General features: G+C 67.8%; 26 protein-coding genes. 18 read left to right on the top strand and 8 right to left on the bottom strand.

Annotated features, from left to right (window positions below; genetic code table 11):
* Positions 1–81: 81 nt before the first annotated feature.
* Positions 82–1,188, top strand: coding sequence for a TRAP transporter substrate-binding protein (locus D3869_RS16145; RefSeq protein WP_137140999.1), 1,107 nt, complete (start codon positions 82–84; stop codon positions 1,186–1,188).
* 60 nt (positions 1,189–1,248) lie between these two features.
* Here D3869_RS16145 and D3869_RS16140 read toward each other — a convergent pair whose 3' ends face one another.
* Positions 1,249–1,869, bottom strand: a complete 621-nt coding sequence (locus D3869_RS16140) for a glutathione S-transferase family protein (protein WP_247895882.1) — start codon at positions 1,867–1,869, stop codon at positions 1,249–1,251.
* 206 nt (positions 1,870–2,075) lie between these two features.
* Here D3869_RS16140 and D3869_RS16135 point away from each other — a divergent pair, with 206 nt between their 5' ends.
* The 3 genes from D3869_RS16135 (at position 2,076) to D3869_RS16125 (ending at position 4,996) form a co-directional block, all read left to right on the top strand.
* Positions 2,076–3,902: an extracellular solute-binding protein gene (locus D3869_RS16135; protein WP_137140997.1), complete on the top strand. Its 1,827-nt coding sequence runs from the start codon at positions 2,076–2,078 to the stop codon at positions 3,900–3,902.
* 32 nt (positions 3,903–3,934) lie between these two features.
* The gene (locus tag D3869_RS16130) at positions 3,935–4,324 is read left to right on the top strand and encodes a response regulator (protein ID WP_247895881.1); all 390 of its coding nucleotides are present in this window, start codon (positions 3,935–3,937) and stop codon (positions 4,322–4,324) included.
* Positions 4,325–4,543: 219 nt separating this feature from the next.
* Entirely contained in the window at positions 4,544–4,996 is a 453-nt protein-coding gene (locus D3869_RS16125) for a hypothetical protein (protein WP_137140995.1), read from the top strand.
* A 59-nt stretch (positions 4,997–5,055) separates the two neighbouring features.
* Here the strand turns inward: D3869_RS16125 and D3869_RS16120 are convergent, their stop codons facing one another.
* From D3869_RS16120 to D3869_RS16110, 3 genes are all read right to left on the bottom strand, one after another.
* Entirely contained in the window at positions 5,056–6,252 is a 1,197-nt protein-coding gene (locus D3869_RS16120; RefSeq protein ID WP_137140994.1) for an E22 family MetX-like putative esterase, read from the bottom strand.
* Positions 6,253–6,355: 103 nt separating this feature from the next.
* The gene (locus D3869_RS16115) at positions 6,356–6,676 is read right to left on the bottom strand and encodes a heavy metal-binding domain-containing protein (RefSeq protein WP_014197078.1); all 321 of its coding nucleotides are present in this window, start codon (positions 6,674–6,676) and stop codon (positions 6,356–6,358) included.
* 98 nt (positions 6,677–6,774) lie between these two features.
* A complete protein-coding gene (locus D3869_RS16110) occupies positions 6,775–7,152 on the bottom strand; it encodes a response regulator (protein WP_137140993.1) in 378 nt (125 codons plus the stop codon).
* Between the two features lie 237 nt (positions 7,153–7,389).
* Here D3869_RS16110 and D3869_RS16105 point away from each other — a divergent pair, with 237 nt between their 5' ends.
* The 8 genes from D3869_RS16105 (at position 7,390) to D3869_RS16070 (ending at position 13,668) form a co-directional block, all read left to right on the top strand.
* Complete coding sequence (locus D3869_RS16105) at positions 7,390–8,097, top strand: Crp/Fnr family transcriptional regulator (RefSeq protein WP_137140992.1); 708 nt, start codon at positions 7,390–7,392, stop codon at positions 8,095–8,097.
* A gap of 128 nt (positions 8,098–8,225) precedes the next feature.
* Positions 8,226–9,197 (top strand): sensor histidine kinase, encoded by a 972-nt coding sequence (locus tag D3869_RS16100; protein WP_175426507.1) that lies wholly within the window; start codon positions 8,226–8,228, stop codon positions 9,195–9,197.
* Positions 9,198–9,461: 264 nt separating this feature from the next.
* Positions 9,462–10,097: an XRE family transcriptional regulator gene (locus D3869_RS16095; RefSeq protein WP_137140990.1), complete on the top strand. Its 636-nt coding sequence runs from the start codon at positions 9,462–9,464 to the stop codon at positions 10,095–10,097.
* Between the two features lie 339 nt (positions 10,098–10,436).
* Complete coding sequence (locus D3869_RS16090) at positions 10,437–11,402, top strand: YqaJ viral recombinase family protein (protein ID WP_137140989.1); 966 nt, start codon at positions 10,437–10,439, stop codon at positions 11,400–11,402.
* Between the two features lie 31 nt (positions 11,403–11,433).
* The gene (locus tag D3869_RS16085; protein WP_247895880.1) at positions 11,434–12,231 is read left to right on the top strand and encodes a hypothetical protein; all 798 of its coding nucleotides are present in this window, start codon (positions 11,434–11,436) and stop codon (positions 12,229–12,231) included.
* Between the two features lie 39 nt (positions 12,232–12,270).
* Positions 12,271–12,582 carry a hypothetical protein gene (locus D3869_RS16080; protein ID WP_247895879.1) on the top strand — a complete coding sequence of 104 codons (312 nt, stop codon included), beginning with the start codon at positions 12,271–12,273 and terminating at the stop codon, positions 12,580–12,582.
* Between the two features lie 39 nt (positions 12,583–12,621).
* The gene (locus tag D3869_RS16075; protein WP_137105182.1) at positions 12,622–12,942 is read left to right on the top strand and encodes a hypothetical protein; all 321 of its coding nucleotides are present in this window, start codon (positions 12,622–12,624) and stop codon (positions 12,940–12,942) included.
* A gap of 90 nt (positions 12,943–13,032) precedes the next feature.
* Positions 13,033–13,668 carry a LysE family translocator gene (locus D3869_RS16070; protein WP_137140987.1) on the top strand — a complete coding sequence of 212 codons (636 nt, stop codon included), beginning with the start codon at positions 13,033–13,035 and terminating at the stop codon, positions 13,666–13,668.
* A gap of 31 nt (positions 13,669–13,699) precedes the next feature.
* On the opposite strand, the gene D3869_RS16065 is transcribed toward D3869_RS16070, so the two are convergent.
* Both D3869_RS16065 and D3869_RS16060 read right to left on the bottom strand, forming a co-directional pair.
* Positions 13,700–14,809 carry a sensor domain-containing diguanylate cyclase gene (locus tag D3869_RS16065; protein WP_137140986.1) on the bottom strand — a complete coding sequence of 370 codons (1,110 nt, stop codon included), beginning with the start codon at positions 14,807–14,809 and terminating at the stop codon, positions 13,700–13,702.
* Positions 14,810–14,919: 110 nt separating this feature from the next.
* Positions 14,920–17,310 carry a Tex family protein gene (locus D3869_RS16060; RefSeq protein ID WP_137140985.1) on the bottom strand — a complete coding sequence of 797 codons (2,391 nt, stop codon included), beginning with the start codon at positions 17,308–17,310 and terminating at the stop codon, positions 14,920–14,922.
* A 385-nt stretch (positions 17,311–17,695) separates the two neighbouring features.
* Between D3869_RS16060 and hyfB the strand changes: the two genes are divergently transcribed.
* From hyfB to D3869_RS16030, 6 genes are read left to right on the top strand one after another with little or no spacing between them, the layout of a single operon-like run.
* Positions 17,696–19,738, top strand: coding sequence for a hydrogenase 4 subunit B (hyfB, locus tag D3869_RS16055; protein WP_137140984.1), 2,043 nt, complete (start codon positions 17,696–17,698; stop codon positions 19,736–19,738).
* Positions 19,735–20,691 (top strand): respiratory chain complex I subunit 1 family protein, encoded by a 957-nt coding sequence (locus D3869_RS16050; protein ID WP_137140983.1) that lies wholly within the window; start codon positions 19,735–19,737, stop codon positions 20,689–20,691. The genes hyfB and D3869_RS16050 overlap by 4 nt, the downstream gene beginning before the upstream one ends.
* A 1-nt stretch (position 20,692) precedes the next feature.
* Entirely contained in the window at positions 20,693–21,355 is a 663-nt protein-coding gene (locus tag D3869_RS16045; protein ID WP_137140982.1) for a hydrogenase-4 component E, read from the top strand.
* Positions 21,352–22,809, top strand: a complete 1,458-nt coding sequence (locus tag D3869_RS16040; RefSeq protein WP_137140981.1) for a hydrogenase 4 subunit F — start codon at positions 21,352–21,354, stop codon at positions 22,807–22,809. The genes D3869_RS16045 and D3869_RS16040 overlap by 4 nt, the downstream gene beginning before the upstream one ends.
* A 10-nt stretch (positions 22,810–22,819) precedes the next feature.
* On the top strand, positions 22,820–24,361 hold the full coding sequence (locus D3869_RS16035) for a nickel-dependent hydrogenase large subunit (protein ID WP_137140980.1): 1,542 nt from the start codon (positions 22,820–22,822) through the stop codon (positions 24,359–24,361).
* Positions 24,362–24,372: 11 nt separating this feature from the next.
* Positions 24,373–24,894: an NADH-quinone oxidoreductase subunit B family protein gene (locus D3869_RS16030; RefSeq protein WP_137140979.1), complete on the top strand. Its 522-nt coding sequence runs from the start codon at positions 24,373–24,375 to the stop codon at positions 24,892–24,894.
* A 7-nt stretch (positions 24,895–24,901) separates the two neighbouring features.
* Here the strand turns inward: D3869_RS16030 and mazG are convergent, their stop codons facing one another.
* Together mazG and D3869_RS16020 are read right to left on the bottom strand one after the other, a co-directional pair.
* Positions 24,902–25,711 (bottom strand): nucleoside triphosphate pyrophosphohydrolase, encoded by an 810-nt coding sequence (gene mazG / locus D3869_RS16025; protein ID WP_137140978.1) that lies wholly within the window; start codon positions 25,709–25,711, stop codon positions 24,902–24,904.
* A 172-nt stretch (positions 25,712–25,883) separates the two neighbouring features.
* Entirely contained in the window at positions 25,884–26,303 is a 420-nt protein-coding gene (locus D3869_RS16020) for a hypothetical protein (RefSeq protein WP_137140977.1), read from the bottom strand.
* Between the last annotated feature and the right edge of the window lie 62 nt (positions 26,304–26,365).

Genomic DNA, 26,365 nt, shown 5'->3' with positions numbered 1-26,365 from the left:
TTGTGAAAATTCCCTCGCAACAAGTGGTCCGACGGGCCGCTTGAAACGAAAAGGGAAGGCGGAGTCCACGGGAGAAGAATCGTGAAAAGACGTGCGTTTCTGAAGTCGGCGGGTGCGGGCGCCGCGGCCGCGGGTGCGGGGCTGGCGGTTGCCGGCGTGGCCGCGCCGGCCATTGCGCAGTCGCAGCCGGAAATCCAGTGGCGCCTGGCGTCGAGCTTCCCGAAGAGCACCGACATCCTGTTCGGCGCCTCGGAGCTGATCGCCCGCCGCGTCGCCGAGAGCACGGACGGCAAGTTCCAGATCCGCGCGTTCCCGGGTGGTGAGCTGGTGCCCGGCCTCCAGGTGCTCGACGCCGTGCAGAACGGCTCGGTCCAGTGCGGCCACACCTGCGGCTACTATTATGTCGGCAAGGACCCGACCTTCGCCTTCGACACGGCCATTCCGTTCGGCCCGAACGCCCGTCAGACCACCGCCTGGTTCCAGGCCGGCGGCCTGGAGCTGATGCGCGCCTTCATGAAGAACCACAACGTCATCCAGTTCCCGGCGGGCAACACCGGCGCTCAGATGGGCGGCTGGTACCGCAAGGAAATCAAGACCGCCGCGGACTTCCAGGGCCTGAAGATCCGCATCGCCGGCATCACCGGCCAGATCATGTCGAAGATGGGCGCCACTCCGACCCAGATCGCCGGCGCGGACGTCTATCCGGCGCTGGAGAAGGGCACCATCGACGCGACCGAGTTCGTCGGCCCCTACGACGACGAGCGGCTGGGCTTCCATCAGGTCGCCAAGTACTACTACTATCCGGGCTGGTGGGAAGGCGGGCCGAACGTCTCGCTCTACGTCAACCTGCAGGAGTGGGAAAAGCTCCCCAAGTCCTACCAGTCGATCCTGACGGCCGCCTGCGCCGAGGCGAACACCTACATGATCGCCCGCTACGATTCGGAGAACGCCAAGGCTCTGAAGCGTCTGGTCGCCAAGGGCACCCTGCTGCGCGCCTACCCGCGCGACCTGATGGAGCAGGCGCACAAGATCGCCTTCGAGTATTACGACGAGTTGGCGAAGACCAACCCGAACTTCAAGACGATCTACGAGAGCTGGAAGCCGTTCCTCGACGAGACCCAGCTCTGGTTCCGCGTCGCCGAGCTGCCCTACGACAGCTTCGTCGCGTCGGCCGGCACCAAGAAGTAAGAGTGTCCGCTTAAAAAAGGCCCCCATCCGTACCGCGGGTGGGGGCCTTTTTTTTGTTCGTCAGCCGACGTCCTGCTGCGGCATCAGTTCCATCTGGCGCTTGGCGCCGGGCTGGGCCAGCATGCGGGCATGCCACGCCTGGACGTTGGGGTAGGTGGCGATGTCGATGTTCGACTCCTCAACGAGGTCGATCCAGGGGAAGGCGAAGATGTCGGCGATGGTGACCCGCTCGCCTTCGATGAAGGTCCGGCCGGCCAGATGCCGGTCGAACTGGGCAAGCCCGCTGGTTGCCGCGGCGTCGATCCAGGGCAGGGCGTTGGCGTCGCCGTGGAACTTTCGCACCGCGCGGGCGCGCTGGACCGGCAGCAGCACGTCGGCCAGCCAGGACAGCCATTCGGCCAGCCTGAGCCGTTCCGCCTCGTCCCGTCCGCCGAACTGACCGGTCTTTTCCGCCAGATAAGTCAGGATGACTCCCGATTCGGAAATGCTGAGGTCGCCGTGGACCAGGGTCGGCACCCGGCCGAAGCGGTTGATGGCGAGATACTCCGCCGACTTCTGCTGGCCGCCGCGCAAGTCGACATGGCGGTAGGCGTAGGGCACCCCGGCCATCGACAGGAACAGGACGACGCGGGTGGCGGGCTGGGAATTGACGTTGCCGTAGACGGTGAATTCGGCGGACACGGTCGAAGAACCCTCCATGCTGGTCGCGCTTATCGGCGCGGATTGGCGAAAACCATGACCGCAAGCCCGCCGGGACACCAGAGCAAATCGCGGGGCGCCATGCCGCGGGGCGGGGAAGGGGGTTTCGCACCGCTTTGCCCCTCCCACATGTTATCAGAGCGGAACCGGGGCCGAGCGCTCCGGAGAGAAGAATGGGAGGATGGGGCATGCGCCGTATGGCCGCTGGATTGTTGATCGGGCTGATCGCCGCCGCCGTGACCGGATCGGCGGGCGCGCAGACACAGCAAGGCATGGCGCGGCACGGCATGGCTCTGTACGGCGAGCCGAAATACGGGCCGGACTTCCGGCATTTCGATTACGTCAACCCGGACGCCCCGAAGGGCGGGAAGGTGACCCTCCAGGCCATCGGTTCCTTCGACACGCTGAACCCCTTCACGCTGCGCGGTGTGCCGGCGGCGGGGGCGGCGCTGATCTACGACACGCTGATGACCGGGTCGGCGGACGAGCCCTTCACCGAATACGGCCTGCTCGCCGAAAGCGTGGAGATGCCGGAGGACCGCTCCTCCATCGCCTTCAACCTGCGCTCCGGCGCGCGGTGGCACGACGGCAAGCCGGTCACCGCCGAGGACGTGGTGTTCTCCTTCACCATCCTGACGGAGAGCCATCCCTTCTACCGTAGCTATTACGGCGCGGTGGACAAGGTCGAGGCGGAAGGGGAACGCCGTGTCCGCTTCACCTTCAAGCCGGGTGACAACCGCGAACTTCCGATGATCGTCGGCCAGTTGCCGGTGCTGCCGAAGCATTACTGGGAGGGCAAGGACTTCCAGGCGACCACGCTGGAGCCGCCGCTGGGCAGCGGCCCCTACCGCATCGCGTCCTTCGATCCGGGCCGCGGCATCAGCTATGAGCGGGTTGCCGACTATTGGGGCAAGGACCTGCCGGTGAATGTCGGTCGGAACAATTTCGGCAGCATGGCCTACGAGTATTACCGGGACGCCAGCGTCGCCCTCCAGGCCTTCCGCGGCGGGCTGTACGATTTCCGCCAGGAGAACGTCGCCAAGACCTGGGCCACCGGCTACGACTTCGACGCGGTGCGCGACGGCAAGGTGGTGAAGGAGGAGATCGCCAACGAGGTGCCGGCGGGCATGCAGGGCTTCGTCTTCAACACGCGCCGCCCGGTCTTCGCGAACCCCAAGGTGCGCCAGGCCATCGCCTACGCCTTCGACTTCGAATGGACGAACCAGACCCTGTTCTACGGGGCCTACAAGCGGACGGAGAGCTATTTCGAGAACTCGCCGCTCCAGTCCAGGGACCTGCCGCAGGGCCGCGAACTGGCGATCCTGGAGCCGCTGCGCGGGAAAATCCCCGCCGAGGTGTTCGAGAAGACCTACCATCCGCCCAGCACGGAGGGCCAGAACGGGCTGCGCCGCAACCTGCTGGAGGCCAAGCGGCTGCTCGACGAGGCGGGGACCGACGTGCGCAACGGGGTGCGGGTCGACGTCGCGACCGGCAAGCCGCTGGACTTCGAGATCCTTCTGGACAGCCCGACCTTCGAGCGGGTGACGCTGCCCTTCATCGAGAATCTGAAGCGTCTGGGCATCCGGGCCAGCATCCGCACGGTGGACACCACCCAGTACGAGAACCGCACGCGCGACTTCGATTACGACATGGTGGTTCATGTCTGGCCGCAGTCCCTGTCGCCGGGGAACGAGCAGACCGGCTATTGGGGTTCGGCCTTCGCCGACCGTCCGGGAAGCCAGAACATGGCCGGAGTGCGCAGCGAGGCGGTCGATCATCTGATCGGCGAGATCGTCCGCGCCAACAGCCAGGAGGATCTGAAGGCCGCGGTGTCGGCGCTGGACCGGGTGCTGTTGTGGAACCATTACGTGGTGCCGCACTGGTACTCCGGCGTCTACCGCGTCGCCTACTGGAGCCGGCTGAAGCGCCCCGACACCATGCCGCCCTATTCGCTCTCCTTCGACTCCTGGTGGGCGACGGACGCCTCGTCCGCCGGCAACGGCAAGACGCCGTGACGGGTGGGACGGACGCTATGGATTCCCATTCTTTGGACAGGACGCGGACCATCCTCGTCGTCGACGACAACGCGCTGATGCGCAAGCTTCTGGTTCGCTGCCTGGAGGAGGGCGGCCACCGCGTCACCGAGACGGATGACCCGCGGGGCGTGCTGGACCTGATGCGCGCTCTGAAGCCCGATCTGGTGATCATGGACGTGGTGATGCCCGGCCTGTCCGGCGTCGAGCTGGTCCGGATGATCCGCGCCGACCGGGCGTTGGCGCGCACGCTGGTCGTCGCGGTCACCAACCTGTCGACGCCCACCGACATGCTGCGCTTCTCCCGCGCCGGCTTCGATGGCCATGTGCCCAAGCCGATCCAGCCGAGGGACTTCCTGGCGACGATCACCAGCTATCTGGAGGGCAAAGGCGAACGGATATAAAGCGTATTATAACCCAATGGCTTATGGCGATTTTTTGAATTTGTTTCTGATAAAGGGGCGTTTGCAACTCCTAATCCAATATCTCATGATATTGCCTTAGAGACCTAATATAAAACGATTTCCTTAGCCGTGTCGGCCTCTGCCACTGGAGACCGCTGCCCACGGGCGGGGAACCCGTGTTATGGTCCTGTCGCCCCTGGCCCTTTCTCCGCTCAGCCCATGAAAGCCATCGCCGCCGTTCCGCTGTTGCTTGCGCTGCTGGCTGCGCCAGCGGCGGCGGATCCGATGCGGGTCGAGCGGACCGATCCCAACCATCTGCGCGCCTTGAATCGCTCCTCCCTTCCCCAGGAGGTCATTCCGCCCCGTACCCGCTCTGTGCGCAGCCAGGCGGTCTACAACCTGCCGAAGGGGTTGGAGGGGCTGACCCGTTACGACGCCGCCCTGTCGCGCCTGTGCCAGCGCGGCGCCTTCGGACAGGAGATGGACGGCTTCTACTGGGCGCGGACACCGGACAAGCGTTACGGCGTCGCCTTTTCCGGCGGGGCGAACCTGTCGGATCCGCAGAACAAGCGGAAGACCGGGCAGGTGTACTTCTTCGACGGCCAGGACAGCCGCTGCAACGTCTATGTCGGTGATCAGGCCAAGCTGATGCCGCACTATGTCGGCCCCTGAGAAAGCACTGACCGAAGCCCCGCCGGGCGATCCATCGCCGGCCAGGGCGGCCGCGTCCGTCACTTCGCCATGAAGGAGGCTATGGTGTCTCCGGCCTTGGCGATGTTGGCGATGCCGTCGAGGTGGCCGAGGCTGGTGGTGATCGCATCGGTGTAGGTGACCGCGACGCCCTGCTTCTCCAGACGCTCCTTCAACGGATGCATGGCGCGCTCCGGCGGGAAGACGAGGTCGTCGGCGGAGGGGATCAGCAGCACCGGCGCCTTGATCTTCGCCAGCCCCTCGTCCAGCGCCCCGCCGCCGCCCACCAGGAAGGTCTGGTTGGCCTTCACCAGATAGAGGAAGTGGTTGGCGTCGCTGACCGCGGCGCGGGCCGCCGCCGCCTTGTCCAGCCACGCTTCGATGGCGTACTGGTTGTTCATGCTGGCGGCTGGGTCCTTGCCCTCCTCCGCCCAGCCGCGGCCGAAGGTGGCGTCGGCCCATTTCCAGTGGCGGGCGTGCAGGGTCACCAGCTTCAGCGCTTCGGTCAGCCCGGCCTTCGGCTCCGCCTTGCCGTAGTAATCGCCGCCCTGCCAGTTCGGATCGACGCGGATGGGCGCCGCCCACAGGTTCAGCCAGCCGATCAGGAAGGGGTCGGCCTCGGCCCCGCCGATCAACGCGACGACGCGCTTGACCATCTCCGGATGGGCTGCGCCCCATTCCAGCGCCTGGAGCGATCCCATCGACCCGCCCATCACCGCGTGCAGCGACTTGACATTAAGACTGTCCAGCAACGCCTTCTGGACATTGACGAAATCGCGGATGGTGACGACCGGGAAACTCATGCCGTAGGGCTTGCCGGTGTCGGGGTTGACGCTGGCCGGGCCGGTGGTGACGACGGTCGGGTCCTTCGGCGACAGGTTCACCAGCGTGTCGGAACTGACGATGAAGTACTTGTCGGTGTCCAGCGGCTTGCCCGGCCCGATGATGGAATCCCAATAGCCGGGAGCCGGGTCCTCCATCTTGTACTTTCCGGCGGCGTGGCTGTTGCCGCTGAAGAAATGGGTGACGAGGATGACGTTGTCCCTGGCGTCGTTCAGCTTGCCGTAGCTTTCCCAGCCGATCCGGACGTTCTTGATCGTGCCGCCGCCCACCGTGGTGTAGGACGGCATCTCGAACACCTTCTTCTCCACGAGCCCCTCGAAGGCCAGGGCCGGCGACGCGCAGAAGAGCCCGGCGGCCAGAGCCAGGCCGCCGAGCCGTTTCGCCAGAGAACGCATGTCGTCCCTCCCGTTTTTCAGGTCCTTATCGATGCGGGGAGGGAGTGTAAGGGGGTGCGACCGCCCGTCCAGGCGGGCAATCGGCCTAAACGGTTGGGGGAACTCAGCCCAGCCGGACGGCGGTTCCGTTGATCGAAACCATCAGCATGCCGTTCTCCTTGCCCAGAACCTCGTAATCGATGTCCACCCCGACGATGGCGTCGGCGCCCAGCGCCCGCGCGGCGTCCTGGAGGTCGGCGAAGGCCGCCTCGCGGGCATCGCGCAGCGCGTTCTGGTAACCGCCGGCCCGGCCGCCAACGATGTCGCGGATGCCGGAGAACAGGTCGCGGAACATGTTCACGCCCAGGATCGCCTCACCCGCGACCATGCCGAGATACTGGGTGACGGGACGGCCTTCGACGGTGTCGGTGCTGGTGACGATCATCGGTTCCTCCGGTTTTGTTGACGCCAAGCAGATGGCGGCGCGCGCCTCCGGTCGCAATGGGGCCAGCCGAAAGGGAAGGGAAGGAAGCTGGGCGCGGGTCAGCAGGTCCGGTCGGCCGACAGGCGTGATTCCTTGATGACGGAAAGGAGATGCTGCGGCTTGTAGGGCTTGATGAGCAGGCTCCAGCCGCGGGCTTCGACCAGCTTGCGCGTTTCCGCGGAGGTGTCGCCCGTCGTCACGATCACCGGCACCGCAGCGGGCAAAACCGCCAGGATGTCCGGGACCTCATCCATCGCCGTTCTCGAACCCAGGCGAAAGTCCGCAACGATGAGCGTCGGCCGGAGGCGCTCCAGGGTGATCAGATCCGCCATGGCGGCACCGGTCGCCCCCGCCACGACCACGATGCCCTCGGTCCGAAAGAAGGCCGACATGGCCACGCGCACCAGGGAGTCATCCTCCAAGAGAACAATCGTCATGTCGATGCCGCCTTGCGCCCGCCAATTGTCCGTCAAACCTTCCGGACAGGTCTACAGAACCGTCACAGCTCGAGCGGTACGGTTCCGCACACAGGGCTCCGGTGGCCGGTTTCTTGGATTGGCACCTTGCAAGCGCAGCAATGCCGCCAATCTGTGAATCATCACTCGGGACGATCCTGGCTGTGAGTGACTGAGAGTAGCGTGCGCTCCCGCCGTACATCGAAGAGGGGGGAGCGCGTGGCACAGGCGGTGCAATCCACCATCCGCAATCGGTTGCTCGCAACGCTGAGCCCGGAGGATTTCGAGCTGTTGAGCCCGCATTTGGAAGCTGTCGAGCTTCCGTTCAAGCAAGTGCTCATCGTCCCGTACGAGCCGATCCGACACGTCCATTTTCCGGACACCGGCCTCAGTTCCTTCGTCGCCCTGTTCGAGGGGGGCGGCTCCCTGGAGGTGGGGATGATCGGGCGCGACGGTTTGATTGGCATGCCGATCCTTCTGGGTGCGGATACCGTGGCCCAGGAATGCCTGATGCAGATCCCCGGCAACGGCTGGCGGATGGAGGCGGAGGCCCTGCGTCAGGCGGCGGCTCGAAGCCCATCGCTCCAGACCGTGCTTCTGCGCTGCGTGATGGCGTTTCTGGCCCAGGTGTCTCAGACTGCGGCGTGCAACGGAGCCCACCGTCTCGACGAACGACTTGCCCGCTGGTTGCTGATGTCGCACGACCGCTGCGAGGGCGACCGGCTGCCGCTCACCCAGGAGTTCCTATCCACCATGCTGGGCGTTCGCCGCGCCGGTGTGACGGTGGCGGCGGGCGCGCTCCAGCGGGCCGGCATCATCAACTACATCAGCGGCGACATCACCGTCCTGAACCGGTCCGCCTTGGAGATCGCCTCCTGCGAATGCTACGGCATCGTGAGGGAACAGACCAAAGGCCTCCTCGCCTGAGCGCCTGCGCCGCCCGGAGATCAAACGGGCGTCCAGTGCGAAAGCGGACAGACGGACCGCCCCGATTTTACAAGTCTGTCTCCTTTCACGTGCCTGCCCGGAGGAATGGATCCGTGGAGTTTAAGCCGATGAGAGGCAACGACAGCGATATCACGGGTCAGAATGGCATGGACAAGGATGCCGTGTCCGGCCTTGGCGCCAGGTCTCCCCTTGGAGACGATGTGGAGCGGCTCCGGTGCGAGAACTTCGAACTGCGAAGCCTGCTCGCACGCTGCCATGCTGACCTGATGGAAGCTAAACTGGCGGCGAGCCGCAACAGGGACACGTTGCCACTCAATGCCGAAGCCATGATGCGCCGGCTTGGGCGGCAGCTGACGGCCACCGCCGAGGCGCTTGCCCAAGCCAACGCCGCCCGCCGGGAGTCGAGCCGACAGGTTCAGGAGATGGCCCGGGTCCTGGCGGATCGGAACGAGACGATCCGGCGCAAGGATCTGCTCAACCGGGAGATCGATCACCGGATCAAGAACAGCCTTCAGGACATCATCTCCCTTCTGCGCATCCAGGCGCATCGTGAGAACCACCCTGAGGTTCTTGCCTTTGCCAAGGTCGCTTGCGCCCGATTGGATTCTCTGGCCGCTGCCCACGAGCTTCTCCATGCCGGCAGCAGCCTGGACCAGCTCGACATCAGCGTTTACCTGACGCGCGTATGCGGTTGCCTGAGCCAGGCCATGGGGGTCGACGGCCAGCACAGGACCCTGGTTCTCGAAGCGGAGCCGGTCACCCTCCGTTGTGAGGCCGCCCAGGCGTTGGGGCTGGTGGTCAACGAGTTGGTGACCAACGCATTCCGCCATGCCTTCTCTCCAGGCATGCCGGGAACGGTGTGGGTCCAACTGTCCTGCCAGAGCGGGAACGCCTTGCTGACCGTGGCCGATGATGGCTGCGGCTTGCCCGTCAACACAAGCGTGGGGGACGGTGGTGGGTTCGGCTTCCAACTCGTCCGGCTCATGGCCGGTCAGGTCGGTGCCCGAATGACGGTGGCGAGCAAAGGAGGGGTCCGCATCACCCTTTCCCTGCCGTTGGCCGACCGCACAAGGACCTAGCGCCGTCAAGGGCGCCGCGGATGGCCGCCGCGTGGCCGTGGGTGAGGGGACAACCCCTCGGCGCTCCCGTAGTACCCCTCATCGAGTCACCGTGCTCGCACCGCCGCGCGCGCAGCGTCTCAGCCACGGAGAAACGGAGTCCAAAGAAATACTGCGAAATCGCAGCGCATCCTCGGCGAAATTGCGACATAAGCGAAGAAACCTTGCGCGTTCATTCAACGTTCTCTCTTATAGGGCGCTCTTTCGGCGGGGAGGACGGCGGATATGGACGACACGCGGCGGGCGATCCTGCGTTGGATGACCGGCGTGATGGAGGCCCAGGGCTGGAGCGCCGGGGCCTGGGCGCGGCTGGCCGAGGTCACCCCGACCAACATCACGCGCTTCCTGCGCGACCCGGCGCGGGGCAGCGTTCCCAGCGCGGAGACCCTGGGGCGGTTGGCCCGCGTCGCCGGATCGGAGCCTCGCTTCCTCGACGACACCGCCTACCAGGCCGTGGCGCGGGTGCCGCTGCTGTCGGTTGAGCAGGTGCGCGACTTCCTGGAGTTGGGGCGGAGGGCTGGGGAGGCCTTCATCGCCGCAGCGTTGACCGGCGGGGCGCGGGGCATCGCCGTGGACCGCCCGGCGTCGCGCCGCGCCTTCGCGCTGACCATCGCCTCCTCCAGCCTTAACGCCGCCGGCGTCCTGCCGGACGACTGCGTGGTGCTGGAGCCGCTGGACGTGCTGGCCCCGCAAACCGGCGACGTGGTGGTTACGGTGGGCGACGGGACGGTGTGCGGCTACCGTTTTTTCCCGCCGCATCTGCTGCCGGTCAGCACCGATCCCGGCTGCCGCCCGACTCCCATCGAGCGCGCCAACGTCGCGGGTGTCGCCGTTCACATCACGCGCTGCCTGCGCGCCTGATCGCGCGTATTTGCCGGGAATCTGGAAGAAAAGCCGCCAATTCCGGCGGTGAAATTCTTTTCCGAATCCCCCTTTGACGCCACGAATCCATAACCATCTGTGCCGAGTCGCGCGACTCGGTCACAGCGAGACCGCGGCTGCGCTGCATTCTACTTAGTTTTTTGAAAAGGTTCGAAGATTCGGTCCTACGGCCAAGCCGCAGGTTCTCTTTTTGTTCTTGAATCCTGCGTGTTCGCAGCCCATATTCACGATACGGTTTATGGTTAACGGCGATGGCGCTGCGAAGACGCATCGACTCGAAGCCAGAACGCAGGGAAACGGCTGGGGGCCGGCAGGGGAATGGCGATTACGGACGCGCAGCGCGCCGCGCGGGCAGGGCGTATCGGGTCTTCCGACGCCACCCGCATCATGGCGGGCGACTGGCTGAGCCTGTGGCGGGAGAAGACGGGGCGGTCGGCGCCGGCCGATCTCGACCTCGTCGCCGCGGTGCAGATCGGCATCGCGACGGAACATCTGCACCCCCGCTTCGTGGAGAAGGCCACCGGCCTTCCCTGCGTGCCGGCGGAACGGACCTGGGTTCATCCGGAGCATGACTGGATGGTCGCCCACCCCGATTTCCTGACCTGGGAGGACGGCACGGACGGCGGCGCCCCGGACACGCTGCCAAACACGCTGCCGAACACGCTTGTGGAGGCGAAATTCACCGGTGGCTTCCAGACGGATGCGGAACTGGCCCAGCGCTACCACTGGCAGGTCCAGCATCAGCTGGTGGTCACCGGGCTGGACCGGGCCATGCTGTCCATTCTGCGCCCCACCGGCCACGCGCTCGTCCGCGTGCCGCGGCGGGAGGCGGACTGCGGGCGGCTGATGGAGACGCTGGACGCCTTCTGGTGGCACGTCGCCAACGACGTGGAGCCCGGCGATCCGCTGCCCGCGGAGGCGCCGGCCTATGAGACCCGGCGGGTGGTCGACATGGCCCGGCACAACCGTTTCGCCGCCCTGGCGGCGGAGCTGGTGGACCGCCGCGCCGCCGCCCTCGCGGTCCGCGAAGCGGAGGCCGCCTTGAAGGCGCTGATGCCCGCCGACGCGCGCATCGCCTTCGTGGCGGGGGAGGAGCCGGGCCGCGGCCTGTACCTCGCCCGCGACCGCGAGGGACGCCTGTCGCTGCGCTACGGCGCACCGCCGCGGCGGGCGCTCGACACCGCCGAACCGTGGCAGCCGGCCACGGCCGATCCGTCCCCTGACCCGAGCCTGGACGCTGTGCTCAGCGGCGGCTGGGGTGAGGGGAGAGACGAACGCTACTGACCATAAGGGGAACCCGACGACCATGGGACGCATGAGCAAGACCGACACCGTTGCCGAAACCGAGAAGACCGTCAGCACGGCAGCTCCGAAGATCGCGGGTTCCCAGACCGCCGCCGTAGGGCCCGCCGCCGCGGACCCCATGCATTTGTGGAACCGGCTGAAGCGGACCGACCCGAAGGCGACCAAGCCCTTCACCCGCTCCGGCGGATTCCGCGGCACGCAGATCGACCCGACCTGGCGCCTGATGATGATGACCGAGGTGTTCGGTCCGGTCGGCAAGGGCTGGGGCTATGAGCAGATGGATTGGACCATCGCCGAGCGCATGATCTTCATCTGCGCCCGCGTCTGGTACCTCGACCCGGAGACGGGCGAGAAGTGCTGGACCGGGCCGCAATGGGGCGGCACCGAGATGGTCCGCCGCCGCAACGGCATCGAGGCGCCCGACGACGAGTGCTTCAAGATGTCGATGACCGACGCGGTGGGCAAATGCCTCGTCCAGCTCGGCCTCGCCGCCGACGTCCATATGGGCCAGTTCGACGACAGCAAGTACCGGGAGGAGGCCGAGGCCTTCTACGCAGCGAAGTCCAACCCGGACCTGCAGCCCGCCGCCATCGCCGCCTTCGAGGAGGAGATCCGCAAGCGGCTCGGCGCCTGCCTGGACCTGGACGACCTGGAGGAGCTGTGGCGCACCGGCGCCGGCACCCGCCTGCGCGAGATCGGCACGGTGGACCGCACGGCCCAGCACCGCATCACCAGCCTGTTCGCCCAGAAGAAGGCGGAAATCCTCAAGCAAGACGACGACGAGGGCGGCGATCTGGAGGCCGCCTGAGCCACGCCATTCCCGCGGCGTGGAAGGGAGAAGCCCTGAATGACACCCGCAAGCAGCACCACTGAACGTTCCCCAAGCGGCCTGTTCCGCATGAGCGCCTGGGAAGGCGAGATGGAGCGCAGCCACCCCCAGCTTCCGCGCTGGTACTGGAACGAGGCGGAACGCCGCAAGCAATACGCCCGCTGGGTCGAGGCGGAAGCGGAATCACTGGCCCTGCGGCTGGCCGGGATGCTCCGCCCCGACACCCCGGCGGACTCCGCCGGGCCGGCCCGCCTGCTGGTCGAATCGCTGGCCCGCGACGCCGAATGGGCGCGCAGCCTGGAAGACCGGCTGCTCCGCAACGCCGCGTGATCGAAAGGCCGCCTGATGTTTAAGAAGGATGCACGCGCCATGACCATCGAAGAGGTCCAGTCCCGGCTGCGCGCGGCCCACGCCCGCATCGGGCATGAGGGACGCTTCGCCCTGACCCTCACCCTGAACGGGACCGAGGACGGCTACATCACCCACTGGTTCCGCCCCGACCCGCACGCCTTCGAGGATTGCCGGGCGGTTGGTTCCGGTTCGATCGCCGAATGCCTCGCCGCCCTCGACCGCTATGTGGAGACCTACCGGCGCCAGCCGACGACCGAGGAGGTCGGGCGGACGATCGGGCTCCCCGACATGCCCCCGCGCGCTCACCACGGGACGAGCTTTCTGATGGCCGCGGAGTGAGCGGGCAGGGCGCCTGCGATCATTTTGCCGGCTGACGATCCCGTTCGCCGACCATAAACTGCGGCTTTCCCGAACAGCGGAGCCGCAGCCATGGATGGATCCGTTCTTGCCCTTCTGAGCGTTCTCGGCGCCCTCGCCATCGGCGCCATCAGCCCCGGCCCGAGCTTTGTCCTGGTGGCGCGCACCTCCATCGCCGTGTCTCGTGCCGCGGGTGTTGCCGCCGCCGTCGGCATGGGGGCGGGCGGAGTGGTCTTCGCCACCTTGGCCCTCCTCGGTCTGCACGCCCTGCTGATTCAGGTCGGGTGGCTCTATCTGATCCTGAAAGTCGCGGGCGGCTTTTATCTCGTCCATCTGGCGGTGCGGATCTGGCGGGGAGCGGCGGAGCCTGTCCGCGTTCCGGATGGCGCCGCCAAGTCCCACGGCATCTTGCGCTCCTTCGGGATCGGGCTGGCGACGCAGGTCAGCAATCCGAAGACCGCCATCGTCTACGCCAGCATCTTCGCGGCCCTTCTGCCGGCTTCGCCGCCGGCCTGGGTTCTGCTGGCCCTGCCGCCCGCCGTGTTCCTGGTCGAGACGGGTTGGTACGCCATCGTCGCCGTGGCTTTCTCCGCCGGCCGCCCCCGCGCCGCCTATCTGCGGTCCAAGGCGTGGATCGACCGGCTGGCGGCCTCGGTCATCGGCGCGCTGGGCATTCGGTTGGTGATGGACGCGGCCAAGCCGTCCTGACGGCCAACCCTTCTGGCGGTGGCCGTCCCGCTCAGGCGGTGCCCAGTTCCAGCCGATTCTTGCCCAGGCGCTTGGCGCGGTACATGGCCTGATCGGCGCAGCGCAGCAGAACGCCGGCGTCGGCGCCATCCGACGGGTAGAAGGCCATGCCGACGCTGGCCGACACCGACAGGTCAAGGCCGGGCAGGGGCCGGTCGATGGCGTCGATGACCTTTTCCGCCACGGCCCGGGCGTTCTCGACGGAGATGTCGCCCTCCAGCAGAACGGCGAACTCGTCGCCGCCGATGCGGGCGGTGGTGTCGCTGTGGCGCAGCGCGCCGGACAGGCGCTGCGCGGTGGTCACCAGCACCTCGTCGCCCTTGTGGTGACCGTGGGTGTCGTTGACCTCCTTGAACCCGTCGAGGTCGAGGAAGAGCAGGGCGAAGCTCCTGTCCTCGCGCTTGGCGCGGGCGATGGCGTGCTCCAGCCGGTCCTCGAAGCGGATGCGGTTGCACAGGCCGGTCAGCGCGTCGTGCCCGGCGAGGTAGCGCAGGCGCTCCTCCAGATGATGCTGGGCGGTGGTATCGCGGGCGATTCCCTCGATCCCGATGGGCCGCCCGTCGGGATCGCGGCGGATGTAGGCGTTGGCGGAAATCCAGAAGACGGTGCCGTCCCGCCGCCGCATCGGCATGCGGTGGTCGCGGACCTCGCCGCCCGCTTCCTCCAAGGCCGCCAGGAACTTGGCGCGCCCGTTCTCCTCCACGTAGTGGTCGGCGATGCGGGTGCCGATCACCGTTTCGGGAGCCAGCCCGAACTCCCGCGCGAACTGGGGGGAGGCCATGCTGACCCGGCCGTCCAGGTCGGTGCGGAAGAAGGAATCCGGCAGCTTCTCGATGACCGAGCGGAGATCGGCCTCCGACTGGGCCAGCCGTTGCAGCGTCGAGCGCAGGGCATCCTCCGACCGGGCGCGCCGCTTGAATTCCTGGCGCAGGAACCCCCACAACGCCAGGGCGGTGAACAGGACGAAGGCCGTGCCCTTGACGTTCTGGATCAGCACCACCTCGCCCAACCCGGCGGCGTCCAAAAGGCGGTCGGACCCCACCACCCAGGCGGTGGCGAGGACCGTGTACAGGCCGACGATTCGGGTTGCCGAAGAGAGCATGGGCGCCTGTGCGGTTGGCGTCGGTGCAGACTAGCCTTTGGCGCACGAACCGTCCATGGGGAGAGTACCGGAGTGTGTCCGCCCCGCCCCACGCTGCGCCCGCTGTGGCCTTACCGCTTCTTTCCGGCCTGCGCCCGCGCGAAGGCTTCGGCGAAGGCGTTGTTGATGGGCTCCGGCGCCTTGGCCGGCTTGGGGGCGACGGCCGGCTTCGGAGCCGAGCCGCCCTTGCCGGGCGGCGGGCCGCGGCGGTCGTCCCGGCGCTTGTCGTCGCCACGCTGGCCTTCTCCCCGCGGGCCCTCTCCCCGGCCCTGGCCCCGCTCCGGCCGCGGGGCGGCGTCGGTCAGCCGCATGGTCAGCCCGATGCGCTTGCGCGGGATGTCCACCTCCAGCACCTTGACCTTCACGATGTCGCCGGCCTTCACGACGGTGTGCGGGTCCTTCACGAAGCTGGTGGACAGCTGCGAGATGTGGACCAGCCCGTCCTGGTGCACGCCGATGTCCACGAAGGCGCCGAAGGCGGTGACGTTGGTCACCACCCCTTCCAGAACCATGCCGGTCTGGAGATCCTTCAGCTCCTCGACCCCTTCCTGGAAGGTGGCGGTCTTGAATTCCGGACGCGGATCGCGGCCCGGCTTCTCAAGCTCCTTCAGGATGTCCTCGATGGTCGGCACGCCGAACCGCTCGTCGGTGAAGTCCTCGGCGTTCAGTCCACGCAGGAAGCGGGCGTCGCCGATGACGCTGCCGAGATCCTTGCCGGTCTTCTTCAGGATGCGCTCGACCAGCGGATAGGCCTCGGGGTGGACGGCGGAAGTGTCCAGCGGGTTGTCGCCCTCGCGGATGCGCAGGAAGCCGGCGGCCTGCTCGAAGGTCTTCGGGCCGAGGCGCGCCACGTCGAGCAGCTGCTTGCGTGAGCGGAAGGCGCCGTTGCGGTCGCGATGCTCCACGATGTTGCGGGCGATCGTCTCGTTCAGGCCGGACACCCGGGTCAGCAGCGGAACGGACGCCGTGTTCAGGTCGACGCCGACCGCGTTCACGCAGTCCTCCACCACCGCGTCCAGCGAGCGGGCGAGCTTGCCGCCGGACACGTCGTGCTGGTACTGGCCGACGCCGATGGATTTCGGCTCGATCTTCACCAGTTCGGCCAGCGGGTCCTGGAGGCGGCGGGCGATGGACACGGCGCCGCGCAGGCTGACGTCCAGCTTCGGGAACTCCGCCGCCGCGGTCTCGGAGGCCGAATAGACCGACGCGCCCGCCTCGCTGACCACCAGCTTGGTGAGCTTCAGCTCCGGGTGGCGCTTGAACAGGTCGGCGACCAGCTTGTCCGTCTCGCGGCTTGCCGTGCCATTGCCGATGGAGATCAGCTCCGCTTTGTGGCGCACCGCCAGTGCGGCGATGGCGGCGATGGAGCCGTCCCAGTCGTTCTTCGGCTGGTGCGGGTAGACGGTGGCGGTGTCGACCAGCTTGCCCGTGGCGTCAACCACGGCGACCTTCACGCCGGTGCGGATGCCGGGGTCGAGGCCGATGGTGGTGCGTGGGCCGGCGGGCGCGGCGAGCAGCAGATCGTGCAGGTTGCGGGCGAAGACGCGGATGGCCTCGTCCTCCGCGCGCTCGCGAAGATCGCCCATCAAATCGGTCTCGACATGCGGGCCGATCTTCAGCTTCCAGGTCCAGCGCACCACGTCGGACAGCCACTTGTCGGCCGGGCGGCCCTGGTCGCGGATGCCGGTGTGGGCGGCGATGGTGCGCTCGGCCGGGTGGGGCTGTCCTTCCTCGACCGGCAGGTCCAGGCGGATGTCCAGCACGCCCTGCGTCCGGCCGCGGAACAGCGCCAGCGCGCGGTGCGAGGGCACCTTCGCCCAGGGCTCGTCGAACTCAAAGTAATCGGAGAACTTGGCGCCTTCCGCCCGTTTCTCCTCGATCACCTTGGCCGTCACCACGCCCTTGTCGGCCATGGCGCCGCGCAGCTTGCCGACCAGCTCGGCATCCTCGCCGAAGCGCTCCACCAGGATGTGGCGGGCGCCGTCGAGCGCCGCCTTGACGTCGGCGACGCCCTTGTCGGCGCTGACGAAGCCGGCGGCCTCGGCATCCGGCCGAAGCGTCGGGTCGGCGAGCAGCCGGTCGGCCAGCGGCTCCAGCCCAGCCTCGCGGGCGATCTGCGCCTTGGTGCGGCGCTTCGGCTTGTAGGGCAGGTAGAGGTCTTCCAGGCGCGTCTTGGTGTCGGCCTGACGGATTTGCAGCTCCAGCTCCGGCGTCAGCTTGTCCTGCTCGCGGACGGAGGACAGGATCGCTTCGCGCCGGTCCTCCAACTCGCGCAGGTAGGACAGGCGTTCCTCCAGCGTGCGCAACTGCGTGTCGTCGAGCCCGCCCGTGGCTTCCTTGCGGTAACGGGCGATGAAGGGAACGGTCGATCCTTCGTCGAGCAGCTTGACGGCCGCAGCGACCTGGGATTCACGGACCGCAAGCTCGTCGGCGATGCGTTGGCTGATGGACGTGGACGGCATGGAAGACCGGTGACTGGTGAAAGGGAAGGGGCCTCCTATAGCGCGAAGCGGGCCTTCCCGGCCAGTGCCGATCTGGGAGAGGGCGGGAAGACCGGTCCGGATCGGACGCGCGAATCCGCGGCCGGGCGCGTGCGAAAAAGTATAGTCAAAGAAAAAGCCCGCGTCCTTTACGCGCTGTTAACCTTAACGGGCGCATATCTTCCCCTGCAACTTGGTTGCGTTTCCTCCCGAACAGACTCCGGCGGCTCCCGAATTGGTGAGCCGCCTTTTTTCTGTGCGCGTGTCGCCCAAAGCACGCGCACTCGCAAGATGAACGCGACAGAGTTTTTCCCCTTGCGTTCGTTGGGAGAAACATCCTTACTGATTGTGGGTCTAATCCAAACGGATCGCAGCCTTGGGACTGGTCGTTTCGGCAATCGCCTTCCTGTTCGCTGTGGCCGTCGCCGGCGCCGCGGCGAGGCGGCTGCCGCAAGCGCCCACGGTGGTCTATGGCGGAACGGCGGCAGCCTGCGCGCTGATCGCGCTGTGGGCGGCGCTCCGGCTGGCCGGGGGCGGGCCGGACGCGGCGCTGGTCCTGCCGGTCGGGCTGCCCTGGATCCAGGCCCACCTGCGCGCCGACGCGCTGTCGGCCGTCTTCCTGATCGTCGTCAATCTGGGCGGCATCACCGCCAGCCTGTTCGGCTGGGGGTATGAGCGGGCGCATCACGATGCCCATGGCGGATCCCAGGACGGGCCGGTGCTGCCGCTCTACCCGCTGTTCCTGGCGGGCATGAACATGGTGCTGATCGCCGCCGACGCCTTCACCTTCCTGCTGTCCTGGGAGTTCATGTCGCTGGCCTCCTGGCTGCTCGTGCTGTCCACCCATCGGGAGCCGGACACGCCGAAGGCCGCGCGCCTCTACCTCCTCATGGCGAGCTTCGGGACGGCCTGCCTGCTGCTGGCCTTCGGAGTCCTGGCGACGGCGCACGGCGACTACAGCTTCGCCGCCATCCGCGCCCACGCCCCGGCGGCGGGGGCCGCCGCGCTGGTCGTCGTGCTGATCCTGCTGGGGGCGGGGTCGAAGGCGGGACTGGTGCCGCTGCATGTCTGGCTGCCGCTGGCCCATCCGGCCGCACCCAGCCACGTCTCCGCCCTGATGTCCGGCGTGATGACCAAGGTCGCCGTCTACGCGATGATCCGCGTGCTGTTCGACCTGCTGGGCGAGCCGGAGTGGTGGTGGGGCGGGGTGACCATGGGTTTCGGCGCGCTGACCGCCGTGATGGGCGTGCTCTACGCGCTGATGCAGGACGACGTGAAGCGGCTGCTCGCCTATTCGACGGTGGAGAACATCGGGGCCATCGTCATTGCGCTGGGGCTGGCGCTGGTCTTCAAGGCCGCCCACACGCCGGTGATCGCCGCGCTCGCCCTGGCGGCGGCTCTGCTCCATGTCGTCAACCATTCCCTGTTCAAGAGCCTGCTGTTCTTCGCGGCGGGCGCGCTGCTGACCGCCACGGGATCGCGCGACCTCAACCGGCTGGGCGGGCTGATCCACCGCATGCCGACCACCGCCGTCCTCGCCCTGATCGGCGCCGCGGCGATCTCGGCCCTGCCGCCGCTGAACGGCTTCGTCGGGGAATGGCTGCTGTTCCAAGCCATCCTGAACGCCCCGGCGCTGTCGGAATGGTCGCTGAAGATCGAAATCGCGGTGGTCGGCGCCGCCCTGGCGCTCGCCACCGCGCTTGCCGGCGCCTGTTTCGTGCGGCTCTACGGCATCGCCTTCCTGGGCCGACCGCGGTCGCGCGCCGCCGGGGAGGCGGTGGAGGTCGGGCGGGCGATGCGGCTGGGCATGGCGGTTCCGGCGGTGCTCTGCGTCGTGCTCGGCGTGCTGCCGACGCCGCTGCTCCGCCTGTTCGAGCCGGCGCTGCGCCTGCTGGTCGAGGCCGGTCCGTTCGACGGGCGTGCCTATCAGCCGTGGTTCTGGCTGGCCCCGACCTCGGCCATCGGCAACTCCTACAACGGCCTGATCATGCTGGTGGTGATCGCGCTGCTGTCGGTCGTGCTGGTGCTGGGCATCCACCGCAAGGCGAGCGACCGGGTGCGCTGGTCGATCCCCTGGGGCTGCGGCTTCGACGGGCCGGACCCGGCGGCGGTCACCCAATACACGGCCTCCAGCTTCGGCCAGCCGATCCGCCGTGCCTTCGGCAGTACGGTGTTCCGCGCCCGCGACCATGTGGACATGCCGGCGCCCGGCGACACGCGCCCCGCCCGCCTGTCGGTGACCTGGACCGACCCGGCCTGGGTCGTGGTGGTGGAGCCGCTGTCCCGCGCGGTGGGCTGGCTGGCCGAGAAGGCCAACCGCCTGCAGTTCCTGACCATCCGCCGCTACCTGACCCTGATGTTCCTGGCGCTGGTCGTGCTGCTGGTAATGGTGGCGGTGACGCAACGATGACGCTGCTGCTCGCCACCCTCTATCAGACCCTGCAGATGCTGCTGGTGCTGGCCCTGGCGCCGCTGCTGACCGGCTGGGTGCGGCTGGTCAAGGCGCGGCTGGTCGGACGGCGGGGGCCGTCAGTGGTCCAGCCCTATCGGGACCTGCTGCGGCTGCTGCGCAAGGAGGTGGTGCTGGCCCGCAACGCCTCCTGGCTGTTCCGCGCCGTGCCCTACATGATGTTCACGGCGATCTGGCTGGCCGCCGGGCTGGTGCCGGTCTTCACCACCCAACTGGCGCTCGCCCCCACGGCGGACCTGATCGCGCTGATCGCGCTGCTCGGCTCGGCGCGCTTCTTTCTGGCGCTCGCCGGGATGGACACGGGGACGAGCTTCGGCGGCATCGGTTCGTCGCGCGAGATGATGATCGCAGCACTCGCCGAACCGGCGATGCTGATGATCGTCTTCTCGGTGGCGATCCTGGTCCGCAGCACCTCGCTCGCCGAGATCGCCGATTTCATGATGTCCGGCGCGGTCGGCCTGCGCATCTCCCTGGCGCTCGCGCTGATCGCGCTGGTCATGGTGGCGATCGCCGAGAACGCGCGCATCCCCATCGACAACCCGGCCACGCACCTGGAGCTGACCATGGTGCACGAGGCCATGGTGCTGGAGTATTCCGGCCGCCACCTCGCCCTGGTCGAGGCGGCGAGCATGCTCAAGATGCTGCTCTACATGGCGCTGATCGCCTGCGTCTTCGCGCCCTGGGGCATGGCGACGGCCGGGTCCGGCGTGGCGGCGGCGCTGGGCGGCGTTCTGGTCTTTGTGGCGAAGCTGGCCGTCGGCGGGACCCTGCTCGCGCTGTTCGAGACCTCCATCGCCAAGATGCGCGTCTTCCGGGTCGGCGAGTTCCTCGGCGGTGCCCTGCTGCTCAGCCTGCTCGGCGCGATCTTCCTCTACGTGTCGCGGGGGGTGTGAGGTGAGCGACCTGGGCTATGACGCCGCGCACATGCTGGGGGCCGTCGTCCTGCTGATGAGCTTCGCCCTGCTCTACCAGCGTCGGCTGTTCTCTCTGCTCAACGTCTTCACCATGCAGGCGCTCGCCCTGACCGCGACGGCGGCGTGGCAGGCCTATTCCCATGGGGAGCCGCACCTTTACATCACAGCGCTCCTGACCCTGGTCCTCAAGGCCATCCTGATCCCGGTGGTGCTGCACCGCATCATCGTGAAGATGAAGATCCACCGCACGATCGAGCCGGCGCTGGGCATCGGGCTGACCATGGTGGCGGGCGTGTCGCTGGTCACCCTGTCGATCCTGCTGGTGCTTCCGGTGACCGCCGACGCCACCGCCCTGACCCGCGAGAATCTGGCGCTGTCGCTGTCGGTCGTCCTGCTCGGCCTGCTGATGATGATCTCCCGGCGCAACGCGGTCAGTCAGGTCGTCGGCTTCATGTCGATCGAGAACGGGCTGATCCTGGCGGCGGTCGGCGCGGCGGGAATGCCGCTGGTGGTCGAGATGTCGGTGGCCTTCTCCGTCATGGTGGCCTTCATCATCTTCGGCATCTTCCTGTTCCACATCCGCGAGCGGTTCGACACGCTTGACATGCAGAAGATCGAGAGCTTCCGGGGGGAAAGCGATTGAGCGTCGTCGCCGTCATCGTCGCCACCCCGCTGATCGGCGCCGCCGTCCTCGCTCTGGTTCCCGGCCACCGGCTGGGCGCGCGGCTGAACATCGGCTTCTCCGCCGTCACGCTGCTGGCGTCCCTGGTCCTGTTCGGGCTGGAGCCGTCGAGCAGTCCGCTGTTCGTCGTGGACGCCTTCAACATCTACCTGATCGCGCTGACCGCCTTCGTCGGGCTGACCACCAGCGTCTTTTCCGCCGGCTACATCGCCCACGAGATCGCGGTGGGGAAGCTGGACGAGCGCAAGCTGCGCTTCTACCACGCCATGTACCAGGCCTTCATGTTCACCATGCTGCTGGCCCTGTCGGCCAACAACCTGGGCGTCATGTGGGTGGCGGTGGAGGGGGCGACGCTGACCACCGTCCTGATGGTCAGCCTGTACCGCACCGCCGCCAGCATCGAGGCGGCGTGGAAGTACTTCATCCTGTGCGGCGTCGGCATCGCGCTCGCCCTGTTCGGCACCATTCTGATGTACATGGCCGCCCAGCCGGTGATGGGTCCGGGCATGGCGGCGATGACCTGGACGGAGCTGATGGGCCACGTCGCCAAGATCAGCCCGGCGATCCTCAACCTCGCCTTCGTCTTCCTGCTGATCGGCTACGGCACCAAGGTCGGGCTGGCGCCGCTGCACGCCTGGCTGCCCGACGCCCACGCGGAGGGGCCGACGCCGATTTCCGCGGTGCTGTCGGGCCTGCTGCTGAATGTGGCGCTCTACGCCGTGCTGCGCTTCAAGATGCTGCTGGCGGCGAACGGGCAGGCCATCGCGCCGGGGCCGCTGATGATCGCCATGGGGCTGGCCTCGCTGCTGCTGGCCGGGCTGATGCTCTACCGGCGGCGCGACGTGAAGCGCTTCTTCGCCTACAGCTCCATCGAGCATATGGGCATCATCACCTTCGCCTTTGGCATGGGCGGGCCGCTCGCCAACTTCGCCGGGCTGCTGCACATGGCCATGCACAGCCTGACCAAGTCGGCCATCTTCTACGCGGTCGGCCACGCCGTTCAGGTGACCGGCACGCAACGGATCGAGCGGATTTCCGGCCTGACGGTCAGCCATCCGGCGCTGGGCTGGGGCCTGCTGGCCGGGGTCGTGGCCATCGCCGGTCTGCCGCCGTTCGGCGTGTTCATGAGCGAATTCCTGCTGGTCACCAGCACCTTCGCCCGGCAGCCACTGCTGGCCCTGCCGCTGGTCGTGGGCATCCTGGTCGCCTTCGGGGCGCTGGTGCTGCGGGTCCAGCAGCTCTGCTTCGGCGCGCCCGGCATGGTGGAGGGCAGCGGCGCTCCGGTGGCATCGGTGCCGGTGCAGGGAACGCTGGTTCCGCTCTACGCGCATCTGGCGCTGGTTCTGGTGGCAGGGGTCTGGCTGCCGGGGCCGCTGGTCGCGTGGTTCCAGACCGTCGCGGCGCTGCTGGGGTAGGGGAGGCGGCATGTACGGGGAAGAACCGCTGTTCGGCCTGTTGAACCGCATCGGCACGCCGGTCGAGGGACACCGGCCCTGGCCGCGCTATCGGCTGGGTCGCGACGGCTGGCTGCGCCTGATCGAGGGGCTGGCGGGCAACGGCTGGAGCCTGCTCGGCCTGTGGGGCGAGCCGAAGGCGGTCCACGCCGCCTTCCGCGAGGATTTCTCCGGCGACGTCGCGGTGGTCAGCCTCGACTGCCCGCAAGGCCGTTTCCCCAGCCTGAGCGCCGTGCGCCCCGCCGCCAACCGGCTGGAGCGCGCCGCCCACGATCTCTACGGCCTGGTGGCAGAGCGCACGACCGATCCGCGCCCCTGGCTGGACCACGACGCCTGGGGTGTGCGCCGCCCCTTGTCGGAGCAGCCGGCGGCACCGGTTCCCAACCCCGGCCCTTACACCTTCCTGCCGGTGGAGGGTGAGGGCTTGCATCAGATTCCGGTCGGTCCCGTCCATGCCGGGATCATCGAGCCCGGCCATTTCCGCTTCACCGCCAACGGCGAAACCGTCGTCCGGCTGGAGGAGCGGCTCGGCTACGTCCACCGCGGGGTGGAGGGGCTGATGCAGGGCAGGCCGGTGGCGGAGGCGGCGAGGCTGGCCGCTCGCATCTCGGGCGACGCGACGGTGGCGCACAGCCTCGCCTTCGCCCGCGCGGTGGAGGCGGCGCTCGGGATCGAGGTGCCGGCGCGGGCGGTGTGGCTGCGCGCCCTGATGGCGGAGCTGGAGCGGATCGCCAACCATCTGGGCGACATCGGCGCCATCTGCAACGACGCCGCCTTCGCCTTCATGCTGGCCCAGACCAGCCAGTTGCGGGAGCGGGTGCTGCGCACGGCGGACGCCTGCTTCGGACACCGTCTGATGATGGACCGGGTGATCCCCGGCGGCGTCGCCACCGATCTGCCGGAGCGCGGCGCCGGCCTGTTGCTGGAACTGGTGGCCGAGCTGCGCAAACGCTTTCCGCCGCTGGTTGCCATCTATGACGGCAAGGCGTCCTTGCAGGACCGCACGGTCACCACCGGGTTCGTGTCCGCGGAGCTGGTCACCCGTTTCGGCGCCGGCGGCCATGTCGGGCGCGCTTCCGGCCGCGACCAGGACGCCCGCCGCAGCCCCGGCTACGCGCCCTACGACGAGTTGACGTTCGAGGTGCCGGTGCTGACCGAGGGCGACGTGAACGCCCGCGTGTGGGTGCGCATCCGCGAGGTGGAGCAGTCCCTCTCCCTGATCGAACAGATCGTCGCCCGCCTGCCGGCGATCTCGCGCGGTCTGGACCATCCATCGGTCCCGCTGGAGGCCGGGCGGGGCGGGGAGGGCATGGCCCTGGTCGAATCCTTCCGTGGCGAGATTCTGACCTGGGTGCGGCTGGACGGGGAGGGCGTCGTCACCCGCTGCCACCCGCGCGACCCGTCCTGGTTCCAGTGGCCGTTGCTGGAGGCGGCCATCGGCGGCAACATCGTCGCCGACTTCCCGCTGTGCAACAAGTCGTTCAACTGTTCCTACGCGGGACACGACCTGTAAGGAGGCCGCCGATGCTGAAGCACATCCTGACCTCCCTGACCGGCGGCCCGGTGACCGAAGCCGCTCCGGCCCCCGCCGATCAGGCGTTGGCGGAACTGGCCGGAAAGCTCGACAAGGCCGCCAAGGCCCGGCTGGGCCGCAGCCTGTCGATCCGCGAGGTCGATGCGGGGTCCTGCAACGGTTGCGAGCTGGAAATCCATGCGCTGAACAACCCGATCTACGACTTGGAGCGCTTCGGCATCCGCTTCGTCGCCTCGCCGCGCCACGCCGACGTGCTGCTGGTCACCGGTCCGGTCGCCCGCAACATGCGCGAGGCGCTCGTCCGCACGTGGGACGCCACGCCCGGCCCGAAATGGCTGGTGGCCTGCGGCGACTGCGCGGTCAGCGGCGGGCTGTTCGCCGGTGGCTACGCCTGCGTCGGTCCGGTGGAGGAGGTGCTGCCGGTGGACCTGCGCATTCCCGGCTGCCCGCCGCGGCCGACCGATCTGCTGGCCGGCCTGCTGGCGCTGCTGGAGACCAGCGCCGCACGCTGAGGGCGGGTCAGGCCTCGCCGCGTTCCTCACGCTTGGCCTGCTGCCAGAAGGCCTCCATCTCGTCCAGCGTCGCCTCCTTGGGCGTGCGGCCCTGTTCGGACAGCAGCGCCTCGATGCGGTGGAAGCGCCGTTCGAACTTGGCGTTGGTGCCGCGCAGCGCCGATTCCGGCTCGACCTTCAGGCGGCGGGCGAGGTTGACCAGAGCGAAGAGAAGGTCACCCAGCTCATCGGCCACCCGGTCCGGGGCGGAGCCGCTGTCCATCTCGTGCCGCAGCTCGCGAACCTCCTCCTCGATCTTGTCGAGGATGTCCCGCGCGTCGGTCCAGTCGAAGCCGACGCGGGCGGCGCGATTCTGCAGCTTCAGGGCGCGGGTGAGGGCGGGGAGGCCGGCGATGACGCCCTCCAGGGCGGACGGGGCGCGGCCTTCCTCGGCAGCCTTGGCGGCGCGCTCGGCGGCCTTGTGGTCCTCCCAGCGCGAGGTCTGCATGTCGGCGCCCTTGACCTCCTCGGCGCCGAAGACGTGCGGGTGGCGGCGGATCATCTTGTCGGCGATGACGCCCGCAACCTCGTCGAAGTCGAACAGGTTCTCTTCGCGGGCCATCTGGCTGTAATAGACCACCTGGAAAAGCAGATCGCCCAACTCCTCGCGCAGCGCCGGCATGTCGCCTTTCTCGATGGCGTCGGCCACCTCGTAGGCTTCCTCGATCGTGTGCGGCGCGATGGTGGCGTAGGTCTGCTCCAGATCCCACGGGCATCCGCCGTTGGGGTCGCGCAGGCGGGCCATGACGTCGATCAGGCGGTCGATGTTGCGGGCCATTGGAGAGTCTTCTTCGGCAACGGGACGGGACAGCGACCTTAGCCGACCCGTCACAGCGAGAAAAGGGAACACGCCCCGCCCGACCATTAAAATCATATAAGCAAGATTATGAAAAATGAAGTCAGCAGGAAACGAGGAGGGCGACTCTGGCCGCCCTCCGCTCTTCGATTCTTCAGCCTCCGCGAAATCCCTTCAGGCTTTCGGCGGGCGGCGGCGGCGGGAAATCCGCGTCACGGGCGGCCCGGATCACCGATTCCACGAACGACCGGTAGGGATCGCCGGACGTTTCGCGAGCCTCAGCCGGCTCGATCGGACCGTCGTAGCCGGTGTCGCTCGGAGTGAGCGCTCCATACTCCGAATTTTCCAGCGTCGGCGACAGAAAAACCGAATGGGTCGTCGTGGCCGGCTCGCCGACATGACGTTGGGAGGGCTTCAGCGAGAAATTCCCGTCGGCGTCCGGCATCGACAGGATCATCACGCCATGCTCCACCGCCTCCTTGTCCCGCGCGTTCTGCCGCGCATCGTTGTCGAAGGCGCTTCGTGGATAGACGCTCTCGATGCTCAGGGGATCGTGGATGTTGGCCGTTTGCATGGATCACCCGCCGTTGTTGCGTTGGTCCAACACATGGTGGCGATGGCGGGTTCCGAGGGGCG

The organism is Azospirillum brasilense (assembly GCF_005222205.1).
In the GTDB taxonomy this organism is placed as follows: Bacteria; Pseudomonadota; Alphaproteobacteria; order Azospirillales; family Azospirillaceae; genus Azospirillum; species Azospirillum brasilense_G.
The sequence above is the reverse complement of the archived record's forward strand: the minus strand, read 5'-3'. Positions and strand labels throughout refer to the sequence as shown.

Bases quoted from the DNA above. Each gene is read 5' to 3' on its own strand.
- D3869_RS16075 (WP_137105182.1), top strand. From the start codon at position 12,622: ATGACCATCGAAGAGGTCCAGTCCCGGCTGCGCGCGGCCCACGCCCGC.
- D3869_RS16050 (WP_137140983.1), top strand. From the start codon at position 19,735: ATGACGCTGCTGCTCGCCACCCTCTATCAGACCCTGCAGATGCTGCTG.
- D3869_RS16070 (WP_137140987.1), top strand. From the start codon at position 13,033: ATGGATGGATCCGTTCTTGCCCTTCTGAGCGTTCTCGGCGCCCTCGCC.
- D3869_RS16110 (WP_137140993.1), bottom strand. From the start codon at position 7,152: ATGACGATTGTTCTCTTGGAGGATGACTCCCTGGTGCGCGTGGCCATG.
- D3869_RS16020 (WP_137140977.1), bottom strand. From the start codon at position 26,303: ATGCAAACGGCCAACATCCACGATCCCCTGAGCATCGAGAGCGTCTAT.
- mazG (WP_137140978.1), bottom strand. From the start codon at position 25,711: ATGGCCCGCAACATCGACCGCCTGATCGACGTCATGGCCCGCCTGCGC.
- D3869_RS16085 (WP_247895880.1), top strand. From the start codon at position 11,434: ATGAGCAAGACCGACACCGTTGCCGAAACCGAGAAGACCGTCAGCACG.
- D3869_RS16080 (WP_247895879.1), top strand. From the start codon at position 12,271: ATGACACCCGCAAGCAGCACCACTGAACGTTCCCCAAGCGGCCTGTTC.
- D3869_RS16100 (WP_175426507.1), top strand. From the start codon at position 8,226: ATGAGAGGCAACGACAGCGATATCACGGGTCAGAATGGCATGGACAAG.
- D3869_RS16060 (WP_137140985.1), bottom strand. From the start codon at position 17,310: ATGCCGTCCACGTCCATCAGCCAACGCATCGCCGACGAGCTTGCGGTC.
- D3869_RS16090 (WP_137140989.1), top strand. From the start codon at position 10,437: ATGGCGATTACGGACGCGCAGCGCGCCGCGCGGGCAGGGCGTATCGGG.
- D3869_RS16135 (WP_137140997.1), top strand. From the start codon at position 2,076: ATGCGCCGTATGGCCGCTGGATTGTTGATCGGGCTGATCGCCGCCGCC.
- D3869_RS16035 (WP_137140980.1), top strand. From the start codon at position 22,820: ATGTACGGGGAAGAACCGCTGTTCGGCCTGTTGAACCGCATCGGCACG.
- D3869_RS16030 (WP_137140979.1), top strand. From the start codon at position 24,373: ATGCTGAAGCACATCCTGACCTCCCTGACCGGCGGCCCGGTGACCGAA.
- D3869_RS16065 (WP_137140986.1), bottom strand. From the start codon at position 14,809: ATGCTCTCTTCGGCAACCCGAATCGTCGGCCTGTACACGGTCCTCGCC.
- D3869_RS16115 (WP_014197078.1), bottom strand. From the start codon at position 6,676: ATGATCGTCACCAGCACCGACACCGTCGAAGGCCGTCCCGTCACCCAG.
- D3869_RS16095 (WP_137140990.1), top strand. From the start codon at position 9,462: ATGGACGACACGCGGCGGGCGATCCTGCGTTGGATGACCGGCGTGATG.
- D3869_RS16125 (WP_137140995.1), top strand. From the start codon at position 4,544: ATGAAAGCCATCGCCGCCGTTCCGCTGTTGCTTGCGCTGCTGGCTGCG.
- D3869_RS16120 (WP_137140994.1), bottom strand. From the start codon at position 6,252: ATGCGTTCTCTGGCGAAACGGCTCGGCGGCCTGGCTCTGGCCGCCGGG.